Annotated in this window: 14 protein-coding genes; 4 read left to right on the top strand and 10 right to left on the bottom strand. The window is 65.8% G+C overall.

All coding sequences use genetic code 11. The features are described from left to right. Window positions 1-24: 24 nt before the first annotated feature. Window positions 25-939 (top strand): LLM class F420-dependent oxidoreductase, encoded by a 915-nt coding sequence (locus RMCB_RS03785; RefSeq protein WP_062827682.1) that lies wholly within the window; start codon window positions 25-27, stop codon window positions 937-939. A gap of 165 nt (window positions 940-1,104) precedes the next feature. Beyond that, entirely contained in the window at window positions 1,105-1,446 is a 342-nt protein-coding gene (locus RMCB_RS03780) for a WhiB family transcriptional regulator (RefSeq protein WP_234791982.1), read from the top strand. Between the two features lie 7 nt (window positions 1,447-1,453). Here RMCB_RS03780 and RMCB_RS03775 read toward each other — a convergent pair whose 3' ends face one another. Further along, a complete protein-coding gene (locus RMCB_RS03775) occupies window positions 1,454-2,623 on the bottom strand; it encodes a pyridoxal phosphate-dependent aminotransferase (protein ID WP_062827680.1) in 1,170 nt (389 codons plus the stop codon). Between the two features lie 55 nt (window positions 2,624-2,678). Here RMCB_RS03775 and RMCB_RS03770 point away from each other — a divergent pair, with 55 nt between their 5' ends. Next, window positions 2,679-3,782: an alkene reductase gene (locus RMCB_RS03770; protein WP_062827679.1), complete on the top strand. Its 1,104-nt coding sequence runs from the start codon at window positions 2,679-2,681 to the stop codon at window positions 3,780-3,782. 86 nt (window positions 3,783-3,868) lie between these two features. On the opposite strand, the gene RMCB_RS03765 is transcribed toward RMCB_RS03770, so the two are convergent. The 9 genes from RMCB_RS03765 to dnaK all read right to left on the bottom strand — a co-directional run bounded on the left by RMCB_RS03765 (window position 3,869) and on the right by dnaK (window position 13,649). Continuing rightward, window positions 3,869-4,897, bottom strand: a complete 1,029-nt coding sequence (locus tag RMCB_RS03765; protein ID WP_062827678.1) for a hypothetical protein — start codon at window positions 4,895-4,897, stop codon at window positions 3,869-3,871. 89 nt (window positions 4,898-4,986) lie between these two features. Then, window positions 4,987-6,675: an FAD-dependent oxidoreductase gene (locus RMCB_RS03760; protein WP_062827677.1), complete on the bottom strand. Its 1,689-nt coding sequence runs from the start codon at window positions 6,673-6,675 to the stop codon at window positions 4,987-4,989. Continuing rightward, entirely contained in the window at window positions 6,668-6,931 is a 264-nt protein-coding gene (locus RMCB_RS03755) for a UBP-type zinc finger domain-containing protein (RefSeq protein ID WP_062827676.1), read from the bottom strand. Before RMCB_RS03755 ends, RMCB_RS03760 begins: the two co-directional genes overlap by 8 nt. Continuing rightward, window positions 6,928-7,380, bottom strand: a complete 453-nt coding sequence (trxA, locus tag RMCB_RS03750) for a thioredoxin (RefSeq protein ID WP_062827675.1) — start codon at window positions 7,378-7,380, stop codon at window positions 6,928-6,930. Before trxA ends, RMCB_RS03755 begins: the two co-directional genes overlap by 4 nt. 13 nt (window positions 7,381-7,393) lie before the next feature. After that, a complete protein-coding gene (gene clpB / locus RMCB_RS03745) occupies window positions 7,394-10,018 on the bottom strand; it encodes an ATP-dependent chaperone ClpB (RefSeq protein ID WP_062827674.1) in 2,625 nt (874 codons plus the stop codon). Beyond that, a complete protein-coding gene (locus RMCB_RS03740; RefSeq protein WP_062827673.1) occupies window positions 10,000-10,317 on the bottom strand; it encodes a chaperone modulator CbpM in 318 nt (105 codons plus the stop codon). The genes clpB and RMCB_RS03740 overlap by 19 nt, the downstream gene beginning before the upstream one ends. After that, on the bottom strand, window positions 10,314-11,228 hold the full coding sequence (locus RMCB_RS03735; protein WP_062827672.1) for a DnaJ C-terminal domain-containing protein: 915 nt from the start codon (window positions 11,226-11,228) through the stop codon (window positions 10,314-10,316). The genes RMCB_RS03740 and RMCB_RS03735 overlap by 4 nt, the downstream gene beginning before the upstream one ends. A 6-nt stretch (window positions 11,229-11,234) precedes the next feature. Next, window positions 11,235-11,759 carry a nucleotide exchange factor GrpE gene (locus tag RMCB_RS03730; protein ID WP_062827671.1) on the bottom strand — a complete coding sequence of 175 codons (525 nt, stop codon included), beginning with the start codon at window positions 11,757-11,759 and terminating at the stop codon, window positions 11,235-11,237. Between the two features lie 6 nt (window positions 11,760-11,765). Continuing rightward, the gene (gene dnaK / locus RMCB_RS03725; protein WP_062827670.1) at window positions 11,766-13,649 is read right to left on the bottom strand and encodes a molecular chaperone DnaK; all 1,884 of its coding nucleotides are present in this window, start codon (window positions 13,647-13,649) and stop codon (window positions 11,766-11,768) included. A gap of 455 nt (window positions 13,650-14,104) precedes the next feature. Between dnaK and RMCB_RS03720 the strand changes: the two genes are divergently transcribed. After that, window positions 14,105-15,787, top strand: a complete 1,683-nt coding sequence (locus RMCB_RS03720) for a PucR family transcriptional regulator (RefSeq protein WP_062827669.1) — start codon at window positions 14,105-14,107, stop codon at window positions 15,785-15,787. Window positions 15,788-15,802: the final 15 nt, after the last annotated feature.

Raw genomic sequence — 15,802 nt, 5'->3', positions numbered from 1 at the left:
GCGGCGTGGCCGGTTGCTGCGGACATGCCGACAGGAATCGTTCTCCGGGTCAATCCCGATGCTGACAACGTCGTCGACGACGTGATCGCCCAGGCCCGCCGCGCCCACGAGGCCGGTGTTCGTCAGGTGTGGCTGGCCCAGCAATTCGACATCGACGCCATCACGCTGTCCGCGCTGATCGGGGCCGCGGTCCCCGATCTCGGCGTGGGGACATCGGTGGTGCCGATCAACCCTCGCCACCCGCTGCTCGTGGCTTCCGCGGCGCAGACAGCTCAAGCCGCGTCGCGCGGGCGGTTCAGCCTCGGCCTCGGTCTGGGTGCACACCATCCCGAGCGGCAGGCGTTCGGCACCGACTGGCCCAAACCGGTCCAGCGGCTGCGCGAGCACCTGACCGTGTTGCGAGCCATCCTCGACGACGGTGACGTCGACTTCCAGGGCGAACAGTTCAGCGCCGCCCCGGAGTGGCCGGTGCGCGTCGGAGGCGGCAGCGGCATTCCGGTGTATGTCGCGGCGATGGGACCCGCGGCCCTGCAGGTCACCGGTGAACTCGCCGACGGCACCATGCCGTATCTCGCCGGACCGCGCACCCTGGGGGAGTTCATCGTCCCGACCATCAACGCCGCGGCAGAGGCGGCGGGGCGCGCGCAGCCGCGCATCATCGCGATGGTGCCTGCGCTCGTGTCCGACGACGCGACCAGCGCGCGCGAACTGGCCGCCGAGCGCCTGGAGTTCTATCAGACCATTCCGTCGTATCAGAAGGTCATCGCCCGTGAGGGGCTGGCCAACGTCGCCGAGCTGGCCGCGGTTGGGCCGGCCGAACAGGTGCGGGCGCAGTTGCAGGCCTATCGGGATGCCGGGGCGACCGACGTCGTGCTCAGCCCGTTGCGGGCCGAGCAGGCCGACCTCGAAGCGCTGTGGGCGGTCACTGCGGAGCTGTGACGCGGAAGGTCTGCCGATACGCTTCTCACGCCGATCGCGCATGGGAATCGGCGAGCATTGTGTAGCAATTGTCGGTCTATTTCTTACACAGTGACGGACTGGCCGGGTCGTAGCTACTGGCAGGATGGCATGCCATACACAACTTCTGGCTAAAGGTCTCTTGCGTTGTCGCTCACAGTCTTTGACCGGTCAACCGGCGATGTGGCTCGGCCCAGCCGTCCGGCGATCCCGCTCAACCGCAGCCCGCAGAACTTGCCGCCACCCGCACTCGACGAATGGAGTTGGCAGCTGCGCGCCAGCTGCCGGGACCATCCGGCCGAGGTCTTCTTTCCCGACGAGGTGCGGGGACGTTCGCTGCACAAGCGTGAGGAGCGGGCCAAGGCGATCTGCCTGAGCTGCCCCGTCCTCCAACGATGCCGGCGCCACGCTCTGACGGCCCCCGAGCCCTACGGCATCTGGGGCGCGATGACCGCGCGGGAACGCGCCGCGAAGATGGCCGTCGAGTAGCAGCCCGTCACAGTTTCAGCACCTGCAGCCGCCGGATCGCTTCGTCGAGAGTGTCGTCGCGCTTGCAGAACGCGAAGCGTACCAAGTGATTCCACAAGTCGGCATGCGGTGCCTGCGCATCGCAGAACGCCGCCATCGGAATGGCCGCGACCCCGGACCGGTGCGGCAGCTCGGCGCAGAACGCCGTGCTGTCGTCGTAGCCCAGCGGCCGTGGATCGGCACACAGGAAGTACGTGCCCGCGCTGTCGTGCACCTCGAACCCGATCTCGGTCAGGGCCGCACTCAACCGGTCGCGCTTGCCCTGGAACGACTCGCGCAGATCCGCCACCCAGGCATCCTCGTGGTTCAGGCCGTGGGCGACCGCGGGCTGAAACGGTGCCCCGCCCACATAGGTCAGGTACTGCTTGGCCGCGCGCACGCCGGCGATGAGATCTGGTGCGCCGCAGGCCCATCCGATCTTCCAGCCGGTTACGTTGAACATCTTGGCCGCGCTGGAAATGGTGATGGTCCGCCCGGACATCCCGGGGTAGTTGGCGATCGGGCGGTGTGCGTGCCCGTCAAAGACCAGCTGCTCGTACACCTCGTCGCTGATCACCAACAGGTCGTGTTCGACTGCCAGCGCGGCGATGGCATGCAGCTCGGGGTCGGAGGCCACGGCGCCCGTCGGGTTGTGCGGCGAGTTGAGGATCAGGGCCCGGGTGTTCGGCGTGATCGCGGCGCGCAGGCCCTCGAGGTCGATCGCGAACCCGTTGCCGTCGGCGACCAGCGGGACATTGCGGCGCACGCAACCGGCCATGGCGATCACGGGGGAGTACGAATCGTAGAACGGCTCGATGACCAGCACCTCGGAGCCGGGTTCGACAAGCCCGATGAGCGAGGCGGAGATGGCCTCGGTGGCGCCGACCGTCACCAGCACCTCGGTGTCGGGGTCGTAGACCGTGCCGTAGTGGCGGTGCCGCTGCGCGGCGATCGCTTGCCGCAGCGCGGGGATACCGAGGCCGGGCGGGTACTGGTTGATGCCTTCGGCGATGGCGTCCTGCGCGATCTTGAGCATCGCGGCCGGGCCGTCCTCGTCGGGAAAGCCCTGGCCCAGGTTCACCGCGCCGAGCTCAGTGGCCAACGCCGACATCTCGGCGAAGATGGTGACGGCGTAGGGCCGCAGCCGTGTGACAGTCATGTTTCAAGAGGCTAGTGCGGGAATTCAGCGGCCACGCGGGGCGCTTACTGCAGGCGTGACCCACGCACTCGCCGCCGATTCCGCATTGCTTCAGCCCATCCAGGTGGGTGACACGCACGCCACCAACCGTCTGTTCATGGCGCCGCTCACGCGTTCGAGGGCCGCCGCAGACGGCACGCCGTCGGACCTGGCGGCCGAGTACTACTCACAGCGCGCCGCCGCGGGGCTCATCATCTCCGAGGCCACGGCCGTCTCGCGGACGGCCAACGGCGCCTATATGAACACCCCTGGCATCTACACCGATGCTCATCAGGCGAAGTGGGCCGAGATCGCGCAGGCCGTGCACGACACAGGCGGCAAGATGTTCGTGCAGCTGTGGCACGTCGGCCGCATGGGGCATTCGGAGATCAGCGGTGTCCGGCCCGTCGCGCCGTCGGCCATCGCCGCGGACATGCTCACCCACAGTCCCACCGGCAAGAAGCCGCTGGAGATCCCGCGCGCGCTCGACATCGAGGAGATCCCCGGCATCGTCGCCGACTTCCGGGCTGCCGCGCGGCGCGCCATCGACGCCGGGATGGACGGGGTGGAGATCCACGGCGCCAACGGCTACCTGTTGCACCAATTCGCCTCCGACGTCGTCAACCAGCGCACCGACGCCTACGGCGGGTCACCGGAGAACCGGGCCCGGCTGACCGCCGAGGTTGTCGAGGCTGTCGTCGCCGAGATCGGCGCGGGACGCGTCGGTCTTCGGATCTCCCCCGGAAACCACGCCGGCGACATGCGGGAGCACGACATGAACGTCTACGAGGCGCTGCTCGACCGCATCGCCCCGCTGGGCATCGCCTACCTGCATGTCCTCATCGATCCCAGCGCGCACATCTTCGGCGTGCTGCGTGCGCTGTGGTCCGGAACGTTCGTGCTCAACACCGGCCGCGACACCGGCACCGACTTCTCCCAGCTCGAGGCATACGCCGAGTGGGGAGCGATCAGCGCGGCCGCGGTCGGACGGACCTACCTGGCCAACCCCGATCTGATCGACCGGCTGGTGCTGGGTGCCGAGCTCAACGAGCCCGACGTCGCGACGTTCTACGCGCCTGGTCCGGTCGGCTACATCGACTACCCGACGCTTGCCGAGGTTGCCGAGCCGCGATCGGCATAGTTCGTCGCCCGTCTGCACACGCAGGGGAGATGCAGCGAGGGCTGAGACACGAAACGACGTGTTGAATTGCCACTGTCTCGTCAGTTCTATTTGTCGAACCGCTGTCGTTGCCGAACCCCGTATGCCGCCGCCTTGACGGCCTTGTCGTCCTCCATCCCTGATCCCAGGGCACCGCCGAGCGTTGCGACCGCCGCCACCAGCCAAGCCATCAGCAACAGGGTTGAGAGGCCGACGGGCTGGCCGATGTTGTGAGCGACCATCTCCGGCGGAAGCGTCCACCAGGCGGTCACGAGCAGCAGGATGAACAGGCCGATGTGGAGAATGGCGACGCCGATTGTCAAGGTGACGACAGTCGCTGCGTTGTACAACACCGCGCGCTCACGCTCGCAGGCCGACTGCGGCCGTTCCCATAATTCGTGGTCGAGGATGAGCCATGCGATCATCGCTGCGCTCGCCAAGATTGTGGCCGCGCTCAGCCGCCAGGGGCCCATGGTGGCGGACAACTGCCAAATCGTCGGATACGCAAGGCTTACCGCCCCAGCAGCGAACGCCGCCATCAACACCTTGGACAAACCAGCAGCCAATCGCCACGGGCGGTTGGCGTAGACCATGCCCATCAGAAGCCGCAGACGAGACAGTCCTGTCGGCGCGACGTAGCGGACGATATCGTCCTCCTGCGTCCGAGTCAGTCGCTTCGCGGATCGATGTTGCTTGTTCGGCTGGCACGTGACCTCGGCGACGACTGTCTGCGTCAAATTCCTCACTCGGCGATCGATGAACAACCCGCCCACTCCCGGGATGGAAATCAGTCCGAACCGCTCATTCACGCTGATATCAGCCATCACCGGCGTCGTCCCGCGGCGTCGCGGTAGATCGGTCAGGTAGATGACGATGTCCTCGGTCTCGCCAGCCGGGTTCACGGTTCGGATCACTTCTACGACCTCGGCATGCTCATCGACCGGATAGGAGCCGCGTCGCACAGACACGTCCCACTTGCCATCTGCGAGAGCCCACTCGGTCAGTGCGTTCGGGAGCGAATCAGAAAGCCGTTCGGCGATCGCCGCCGGAGCACCGGGATCGGCGATGAGTAAGACTGATGACGGAGCGCCTGGCATTGGGTCGGCATACCCCCGCAGCCTGCGCCGCCAAACGTGCCTGGTGGCGTGCGTGAGGGCAGGTCACGGGGCGGGGCGAGCGTCGGCGATCAGCTGCCGAAGTACTCGTGGATTTGGCGGATCGCCATCGATCCCTCGCCGACCGCGGAGGCCACCCGTTTGACCGAGCCGAGACGGACGTCGCCCGCTGCGAACACACCGGGCCGGCTGGTCTCCAACATCATCGGCCGGCGTTGCGTTCGCCCCTGCTCGCCGTCGGTGTCCGAGTAGAGCGCAGCCTGGCCGGTCGGCACGAAGCCGTGATCATCGAGTGCGACGGCGCCGGCGAGCCACGAGGTGTTGGGATCCGCGCCGATGAAAACGAACACGGCGCGGGTCTGGATCGTGTGACGCTCGCCGGTCCGGTTGTCCTCGGCCACCACCGCTGTCAGCACACGGTCTCCGTGCACCTCACGGATTTCGGTAGAAGACCGCACGGTCACGCGGGCGTGCTGGTGGATCTGGTCGACGAGATATCGGGACATGCTTTTGTTCAGGTCATCGCCGCGGATCACCACATACACCCGCGAAACCCGCGCAGCGAGGAAGATCGCCGCCTGCCCCGCCGAGTTACCACCCCCGACGATGATGACGGGCCCCGTACCGCACATCAGCGCCTCGACGAAGGTGGCGGCGTAGTAGACGCCGTTGCCCTCGTACGTTTCGATTCCCGGTACGGCGAGCTTCCGATACCGTGCTCCCGTGGCAAGCACGACGGCACGGGCGATCACCGACGCGCCGTCGGCGAGCCGGAGCAGATGCTGTCCGCCGTCGGATTCCAGCTGGGTAGCCTCCGCCGAGACGGTGATCCGCGCGCCAAACTTGCCGGCCTGCAGGACGGCCCGTTCGGCCAGGTCGGCACCCGAGATGCCGCCCGGGAATCCGAGATAGTTCTCGATTCTCGATGACGTCCCGGCCTGCCCGCCGGTTGCGATTCGCTCCATGGCCGCGGTGTTCAGACCGTCCGAGGAGCCATAAACCGCCGCGCCCAGCCCGGCCGGACCAGCGCCGACTACGACGACGTCGGATTCGTCGGCCAGTGTGTCGGGCACCGGCAGCCCGACCCGGCGGGCCAGCTCGGTGTTGGTCGGGTTGCGCAGCACCTCACCGCCCCAGATCACCACGGGAGTGTCTTGCGGCGATACTCCGAACCGCTGCAGCAGCCGCTCGGCATGCTTGTCACGTTCCAGGTCAATCCATCTGTGCGGTAACCGGTTTCGCGCTGCGAATTCTCGCAGTCGCAAGGTGTCGGGGTCATAACAGGAGCCGATGATCCTGAACCCGGTTCCTTCCTGAATCAGCAGCGAGCGGCGTAACAGGTATGCGCGCAGGAAGAGATCGCTGAGCACCGGATCGTGGGCGACCAGGTCACGCACCCGCTCGGTCGGCACCACGAGTACTTCGCCGGGTTCCACCACTTCGGCGGTGTAGAACGCGGCTTGGCCTTCGAGGTCGCCGAGCTCCCCGAGGAACCGCCCGGGGCCGTGTACCCGGAAAACGTGCCGATTGCCCGCTTCGTCGGTAGTGGTGATGGCGACCTTGCCGGACAGAATGATGAACAAGTAGTCGGAGCGCTCACCTTCGCGCACAAGCGTTTCGCCCGTGTCGACAGCGCGCCGGACGCCCCCTGCCTCGAGGGTGGCGATCTGATCGCCGGAGAGTCGCGGGTACGCGCCGTAGATGTCGGGGGTTTCTGCCAGCGAAGTCGATGCGCGCTGGTCGGCGGCGGCCTCAGACATAGTTCTCGTGGACGTAGCACCAGCGCCAATCTTCGCCGGGTTCGAAGGACTGCACGATCGGGTGGCCCACAGTGTGCGCATGCGCACGCGCGTGCCGCATCGGTGACGAGTCGCAGCACCCGACGTGCCCGCACGTCAGGCACAGCCGCAGATGCACCCACGGCGTGCCGAGCCGCAGACATTCCTCGCAGCCGTTCGTGCGGGGGCTCACCTGGCGAATCGTCGCCACGTGTGGATCTGCACCTACAGATGTCATGACCGTGCCTCCTTCGTGCTGTCGGCCGACAGTGCGTTGTCCAACCAATTGCGCAGCGCCGCAACCGGAGCGGCACCGGATTGCCGCGCCAGTAGTTTCCCGCGGTCGAGGAGCAGCAGCGTCGGCACCGCCTGCACCGTGAACCGCTGCGAAATCGCCGGTGCCTTATCCACGTCGACCTTGACCAGTTTGAGTTGTCCTGCACGTTCGGTGGCGAGCTGTTCGAGTGCCGGACTCACCATGCGGCACGGTCCACACCAGGTCGCCCACAGGTCGACGAGTACTGGAACCGAGGACTTTTCGGCAATATCAGCGAAGTCCGCATCGCCCGCCGCAGTGATCCACGGCAACCATTGGTGACAGTTCGCGCATCGGGGCTTACCCGCGGCCGCCGCGGGTACCCGGTTGCGTTTCCCGCAGTGCGCGCAGGTCAGGATGTCTGTTTCCATGGCGCCTCCTCCGTCACGCCACCAGGGCCGGTTCCGAATAGGCCACGGCGAGTTCGCCGTTCTCCACGGCGACGCGGATCTTGCCACCGCCTGCGATGTCGCCACGCAGCAGTGCCCGGCCGATCTTGGTCTCCACCTCGTGGGCGATGTAGCGGCGCAGCGGCCGCGCCCCGTACACCGGATCGTAGCCGTGTTCGGCGATCATTCGACGAGCCTCCGGGGTGATGTCGACCTCGATTTGCCTTTCCGCCAACCGATCCCGCAGTTCGGTCAGCTGCAGTTGGACGATCTGTTCGAGCTGCGGCATCGACAGCGGGGTGAACAACACGATGTCGTCGACGCGGTTGAGGAACTCGGGCCGGAAGTGTCCGCGCAGTTCGGCCATCACCCGGTCGCGCGCGTCGGGCTTGATCTCGCCGTGCGCGGTGACGCCGTCGAGCAGGTAGTGCGATCCGATGTTGGAGGTCATGATGACCACCGTGTTGCGGAAGTCGACCTGACGTCCCTGTGCATCGGTGAGCCGGCCGTCGTCGAGCACCTGCAGCAGGGTGTTGAACACATCGGCGTGCGCCTTCTCGATCTCATCGAGCAGTACCACTGAGTAGGGCTTGCGACGCACCGCTTCGGTGAGCTGGCCGCCCTCCTCGTAGCCGACGTATCCCGGTGGCGCACCGACCAATCGGCTCACCGTGTGCCGCTCCTGGTATTCGCTCATGTCAAGCCGGACCGTGTTGTCCTCGCTGTCGAACAACGCGGCGGCCAGCGTCTTCGCGAGCTCGGTCTTACCGACCCCGGTGGGTCCGAGGAAGATGAACGAGCCGATCGGGCGGCGCGGATCCCGGATTCCGGAGCGGGCCCGAATCACCGCATCGGCGACGAGCTGGACCGCCTCGTCCTGGCCGATCACCCGCTCATGCAGGATTTCGTCGAGCCGCAGCAGCTTTTCCCGTTCGCCCTCCTGCAATCGCGCGACCGGTATCCCGGTCCATGCGGCCACGATTTCGGCGATCTCGTCCTCGGTGACGACCTCGCGCAGCAGTCGTTTTTCCCCCTGCTTGGACGCCAGCTGTGCCTCGGCCGCCTGCAGTTTGCGTTCCAGTTCGTTGATCTGGCCGTAGCGCAACTCAGCCGCCCGGTTGAGGTCATAGTTGCGTTCGGCTTCTTCGGCCTCGTGCCGGAGCCGCTCGAGTTGCCCGCGCAGTTCCTGTACCCGACGGATCGCCTGTCGTTCAGCGTCCCATTGCGCGTGCCGGGCGTCGGCGTCGGCCCTCAGGTCGGCCAGTTCTTTGCGAAGTTCCTCCAGCCGGGATTTGCTGGCCGCGTCGGTCTCCTTGGCCAGCGCCGCCTCCTCGATCTCGAGTCGGGTGACGCGACGGGTGATCTCATCCAACTCCGCCGGCATCGAGTCGATTTCGGTGCGCAGCCGCGCGCATGCCTCGTCCACCAGGTCGATCGCCTTATCGGGCAGGAAGCGGTCGGTGATGTAGCGGTGCGACAGGGTTGCCGCCGCTACCAGTGCGGCATCCTGGATCTTCACCCCGTGAAACACCTCGAGGCGTTCGCGCAGCCCACGCAGAATCGAAACGGTGTCCTCGACATCAGGTTCGTCGACCAGCACAGTCTGGAACCGGCGCTCCAGTGCGGCGTCCTTTTCGATGTGTTTGCGGTATTCGTCGAGGGTGGTGGCGCCGATCATGTGCAGCTCACCGCGGGCGAGCATCGGCTTGAGCATGTTGCCGGCGTCCAGGGATCCTTCCGTCGCCCCGGCGCCGACCACGGTATGTAACTCGTCGACGAACAACAGGATCCGACCCTCGCCGGCCTTCACCTCTGACAGCACCGCCTGCAGCCGTTCCTCGAATTCGCCGCGGTACTTGGCCCCTGCCACCAGTGAGCCCATGTCGAGGGAGAATATTGTCTTGTCTCGCAGGCCTTCTGGGACATCGGCGCGCACGATCCGCTGGGCCAACCCCTCCACGATCGCCGTCTTGCCGACACCGGGGTCACCGATGAGCACCGGATTGTTCTTCGTCTTGCGGCTGAGAATCTGGATCACCCTGCGGATCTCGGCGTCGCGTCCGATCACCGGGTCCAGCTTGCCGGCGCGGCCTTCGGCGACGAGAAGAGACAGGTATTTCTCCAGCGCCTCGTAGGCCCCCTCCGGGGTCGCCGAGGTGACCCGCTGGTTGCCCCGGACCTTCGCCAGCGCAGTAAGGAACGAGTCTCGAGTCACGTCGTGGGAGGCGAGAATCCGTCCGGCGGCACTCGCTGAACCCTCTTCTGCGAGGGCGATGACAAGATGCTCCACCGATACGTATTCGTCCTTGAGCCGCTTGGCTTCCCGCTCGGCCGCCTCCAGCAGGTTCGCCAGGCGCCTGGTGACAGAGACCTGGCCCGGCGCGGCACCGGGGCCGCTGACCTTCGGACGTCGGTTCAGCTCGCGATCCAGGTCGGCGCGCAGTGCCGGGGTGTCGGCACCCGTCTGATCAAGCAGCCGCGGTACCAGACCCTCGGGCTGGTCGATCAATGCCATCAACAGATGCTCACCATCGACCTCGATATGACCCATCCGGGTTGCGATGCTCTGCGCTTCGGCCAACGCTTCCTGTGACTTCTGCGTCAGCTTGTTGATGTCCACCGTGACGCCCTCCTCCGGCGAGAATCGGATTCCAGCTCTTCGATGTGGTCCAGCAGATCGAGCACCAGCCCGATCGCCGCGTAGTTCAGTCCCAGACCGGTCCTCAACCGCTGGATACGGCCGACTGTCAGTAACGCAGACGGTTCGAACCGGAGATCGCCGCGGGCATCCTGTTGGCAAGCGACAAGGCCGAGCGCCACCAGTCGGCGCACCATGTCGGGATGCAACGCGCAGCGTTTTGCAAAGTCGTCGAGCTGCATTCCGGGCCGCCGCGCCAGGACATAGCGTGGTGTGGTCATGGTCCTCTCCTGGGGTCGAACGTGGACTCCGCCGCCAGTTGCCCGAACAGCTCGCGTTCTCGTGTCGTGGGTGTCGGTGGAACCATCACCTTGATCTCTGCGTAGAGGTCGCCCGCGGCACCGCGCGGGTTGGGCATGCCTTCGCCGCGCAGCCGCAACCGTCGGCCGGTCGACGACCCTTGCGGCACCTTAACTTTCGCTTCGCCGCCGGGAGTTCTCATGACGACAGTGGTCCCGAGCGCCGCCTCCCACGGCGATACCGGCAGATCGACGGTCACGTCGCGTCCGTCGAGCCGGAATCGGGGATGCGGCTTGATGCGCACGCGCAGGTACAAATCTCCGGCCGGTCCATCGCCGCTACCTCTGCCACCCTCACCCGCCAGCCGTATCCGCTGACCGTCGATCACACCGGCAGGAATGCTCACCCCGTAATTGCGGCCATCCAGTGAGATCTGCCGTTTGCCGCCCCGGTAGGCCTCCTCGACGGTCAGGTCCAGCAGCGCTTCCTGGTCGGCACCCGGAATCGGCCCGAATCCGCCACCGCCGCCGAACATGTCGCCGAAAAGGTCCTCGATGTTGATGCCATCGGCGCCGGCGAAGCCCTGGCCGTATCGCACCCGCGGGCCGGAGGGCCCTGCGCTGCCGAAGCCACCGGTACCGGCGCCCACCCGCTCTTCCCAGTCCTCGGGCACCTTCCGGAAGTCTTCGCCGAACCGGTTGTAGCGCTTGCGGGTTTCGGGGTCCGACAGCACGTGATAGGCCTCGTTGATCTCCTTGAAGCGTTCTTCGGCCGCTGGATCCTTGTTGACGTCGGGGTGATGCTTGCGGGCTAGTGTGCGGAACGCCTGCTGGATCTGATCGGTGGTCGCGTCGCGCGACACCCCGAGGACTTCGTAGTAGTCGCGGGCCACCCGATCTCACTCCTCGTGTCGGCTGACCACCACGGCCGCCGGCCGCAGTTGCCTTGATCCGTCGCCGTAGCCCGGTCGAAGTACTTCGACGACCGTCCCGGGCGCGCTGTCCGGGTGGTCCACCACACCAACCACCTCGTGACGCTCCGGGTCGAAGGGCACCCCTGTCTCCGCATCGCGCAGATAGCCGAGCTGCTCGAGAACCTGTAATGCTTGGTCCCAAATGCTCCGCACGCCTTCGACGACCGCGTCGGACTGGTGACCCGCGTGGGCAATCGCCCGCTCCAGGTTGTCCACGACGGGCAGCCACGCGCCTGCCACCCTGGACCGTTCGGTTGTTCGTTCGCGGTCCAATTCGCGGGCATGCCGCTTGCGCAGGTTGTCGAGATCGGCGACGGCGCGGCGCCAGCGGTCTTCGAGCTTGGCCAGCTCGGTGTCCGAAGAAGGTTGGGATGCAACCGCTTCTGGCGGACTTTCGGCTACCCGATCATCGTTTTCGTCGGTCTTGGAATGTTCTGTCGAACTGACCATGGCGGCTCAGCCCCGGTCGAACTCGGCGTCGACCACATCGTCGTCACCGACTGGAGGGCGCCGGCCGTCGCCGGATGGTTGCCCGTTTCCGGCGCCGGACGATATGGGTTGTAGCCCGTAAAGTACCTGCTGCAGTTCGGATGTCAGCGATTGCACCCGTTCCAGCGGAGCCTCGTCCTTGACCGCTTGCCGAGCGTCGGCGACCAGCATCTCGGCCCGCGCCCGGTCATGCGGCGCCGCGGAGTCGCCCAGCTCGGCGAGCCGGCGCTCGACTTGGTAAGCCACCGAATCGAGTTCATTGCGCGCATCGACCAGCTTGCGCAGCTGTTCGTCCTCGCGTCGGTGTGCCTCGGCCTCGGCGAGCATCCGGTCTACCTCGTTCTGATCGAGGTTCGACTGTTCGCTGATGGTGATGCTCTGCTCGGCGCCGGTGTCCTTGTCGCGGGCGGTGACATGCAGGATCCCATTGGCATCGATGTCGAAGGTGACCTCGATCTGTGGCTCACCGCGCGGGGCGGGTCGGATGTTCTCCAGCTTGAACCTGCCGAGTACGCGGTTGTCCTTGGCCATCTCGCGTTCGCCCTGCAGCACAACGATATCCACAGCCGGCTGGTTGTCTGCGGCGGTGCTGAACACCTCGCTGCGCCGGGCGGGGATGGTGGTGTTGCGCTCGATGATCTTGGTCATCACGCCGCCGGCGGTCTCCACCCCCAGCGACAATGGGGTGACGTCGAGCAGCAAGACATCGGAGACCTCGCCCTTGAGCACGCCCGCCTGGATCGCGGCGCCGAGCGCGACCACCTCGTCCGGGTTGACGGTCATGTTCGGGTCCTTGCCCCCGGTGAGCCGGCGGACCAGGGCGTGGACGGCGGGGATGCGGGTCGACCCGCCGACCAGGATGACCTCGTCGATGTCGTTGGCCGTGACTTTGGCGTCGTCCATTGCCTGCTTGACAGGACCCATGCAGCGCTCGACCAGATCGTGTGTGAGTTCGTCGAATTTCGATCGATTGATGGTCATGGTGAGGTGCTTGGGGCCGTTGGCGTCTGCAGTGACAAACGGCAGGTTCACCTGTGTCTGCGTTACCGACGACAGTTCCACCTTCGCTTTCTCGGCCGCCTCGAACAGCCGCTGCAGCGCCTGCGAATCTTTGCGCAGATCAATGTTGTTCTCACGCTGGAATTCATCGGCCAGATAGTCCACGAGCCGGCGGTCGAAGTCGTCGCCACCCAGATGGGAATCACCTGCGGTGGAGCGAACCTCGACCACCCCGTCACCGACGTCAAGAAGGCTGACATCGAATGTGCCGCCGCCGAGGTCGAAGACCAGCACTGTCTCGTGACCCTTCTTGTCCAGCCCGTAGGCCAGCGCCGCTGCCGTGGGCTCGTTGACGATGCGCAGCACATCCAACCCGGCGATCCGGCCGGCATCCTTGGTGGCGTTGCGTTGCGCGTCGTTGAAATACGCCGGAACGGTGATCACCGCTTCCTTGACCCGTTCGCCGAGGAACTTGCCTGCGTCATCGACGAGTTTGCGCAGCACTTGCGCGCTGATCTCTTCGGGCGAGTACTGCTTACCCCGCACGTCGAAGCGTGCAGCGCCACCGTCGCCCTCTACAACGTCGAAGCTGACCGCCTTGGCTTCCTCCGATATTTCATCGAAGCGGCGCCCGATGAATCGTTTTGCCGAGTAGATCGTGCCCTTCGGGTTCATGATCGACTGCCGCCTGGCCAGTTGCCCGACCAGACGCTCGCCGTTTTCCGTGAAGGCCACCACCGACGGCGTGGTTCGCGCGCCCTCGGCGTTGGGAATCACAACGGGCTCCCCGGCCTGCCAGGCGGCGATCACCGAGTTCGTCGTCCCGAGATCGATGCCTACCGCTGTCGCCATCGTCTATTCCCTTCGGTTGTCGCTGGTGAGGAGTTGCAGTGCACGGGCGGCCATGTCAGCGTCGGCGACGACGTCGTCATACTGGGGCCGCAGTCCGCCCATCTCGCAACCGTCGAACGCTTAGCGATCACTGCCCCTACACCGGTAGGCCATCCGCATCAAAGCCATGACTCCTACTGAGTTGTGAGGCTCGCAATCGCTCCCCAGACAACGAGTCTGGCAATCCGTAGCGACTGTCGCGTGCTCCCGGTGAGCCGAAAATCGGGACTCTGATTCGCCCTGTCAGCACCACAGCGGCGAAGGGTCTGATGAGCGGACGCAGGTTGGGCACTTTCGGACCCGTAAAGGCGTTTCTTTCAGTGCCAACTGTGGGTATGCCGTTCCTCGGTGACGCCTCGGCGACCCCTCCGGCCACGGCGGCTCAGAGAGGAGGGAGCCGAGCTTCGCCGCCCAACATGAACGATGAATCGCGCAGCCCGGCAGAGGGCACTCGGCCTGACGAACAGGCCTTATCAGCGGGTCTGGCTGCCCTGTCGCGGCTCACTTTCGATGACTCCGACGTCGGCGAGATCTTTCGCGAAGCTAACGCCGCCTGCGGCCGACTCGCATCCTGCCAGGTCGAGGCCAGCTACCGGTCGGTGAACGGTGGATTCGTTCGCTTTCCACCGTCCGTGCCAGCGCACCCCGACATAAAACGGCACCGCGAGTCCGGCTGGGACGGCCACGTGGACACAAGAGACGGCCGGTGGGGGTGGGCGTTCCCGCTGAGTCACCGAAGCATCGTCCACGGGTGTTTGGTGGTCAGTGCTGCCAGCGCACCGTCGGACAATCAGATCCAGCTGCTGATCATCTTTGCCCAGCAGGCCGGGGCCGCTCTGGCACATGCCGCCCGGCATGACCGCGACACTAGGGACACCGCGAAGCTGACAAAATCAAATGCCGATCTGAAGGCCGCGAACCGCGCACTCGGCACCATGGTGACGCGGCTACGGCGACAGACGAATGTGCACGAAATGCTGAGCGCGGCAGTGGCCGCGGGAATGGGTGAGCAGGGTATCGCGGATGCGCTGAATGACCTGACGGGGCATTCGGTGGGTGTCGAGGATCGGTTCGGCAATCTGCGCTGCTGGTCTGGTTCCGGACAGCCCCACCCCTATCCCAAACAGCTCGCGGATGAGCGCGAACTCCTGCTTCACGAGTTGGCCGCACAAACGGGTCAGGCGCGAATCGGCGGACGAGTACTCACACTTGTCCAGCCCCGGACCGAGATCCTCGGAGTCCTCGCGTTGAACGACCCGGACGACACGGTGACGGCGGACGACTTGTTTGCCCTGCGCTATGGCGCCATTGTCTTGGCGCTGGAGCTTTCTCACCAGCGAACCGTCGCTGAGATCGAAGTCAGTTTGCGTCGCGATCTTGTCGATGATCTGTTGGCCGGCACCGACCGAGACGGTGCCTACGCTCGTGCCGACGCTCTGGGACATGACCTACGACGTCCCCACCATGTGGTGGTGATGCAAAGTGCCGGTGGCGCTGAGAGCGCGCCGCCAAGTGCCGCCGGACGGGCCGCGACGGCGTTGGGCCTGAACTATCTGCTCGGGCGCCATGCAGGTCTGGTTGTTCTACTTACCGACGGCCGCCCGGACCCGCGGGCGTTTCACGACGCAATCAGTGGAATCCTTGGCATGACGACCAGCGTGATCGGTATCGGCTCTCGATGCGTCGTGCCCGAGGATTTTCCGCAGTCCTTCATCGAAGCGCGTCGCGCCATGAACATCCGGCTGCGCTCAGTCAACCCCGAAGGCGCAGCGGCGTTCGACGAACTCGGCTTCTATCGCCTCATCGACGCCGCCCATGGCGGCGGCGAGGTCGAGAGTTTCGTGCGCGAATGGCTGGGCGCACTACTGGATTACGACGAAAGCAAGAACTCCGACCTAGTGATGACCCTGAGCGATTACCTGGAATGCGGTGGAAACTATGACGAATCGGCAGCTGCATTGCACATCCATCGCAGCACGCTGCGCTACCGGCTGGCGCGCATCGCTGAACTCACCGGTCACGACCTCCGCAAGGTCGATACCCGGTTCAACCTGCACGCCGCGACTCGGGCGTGGCGGTTCCTGAATCCTGATGGCTGACCGGACGGGGTCGGC

This window comes from Mycolicibacterium brisbanense, assembly GCF_001570425.1.
Taxonomy (GTDB): Bacteria; Actinomycetota; Actinomycetes; order Mycobacteriales; family Mycobacteriaceae; genus Mycobacterium; species Mycobacterium brisbanense.
This window is presented reverse-complemented; position numbering and strand designations above follow the sequence as displayed.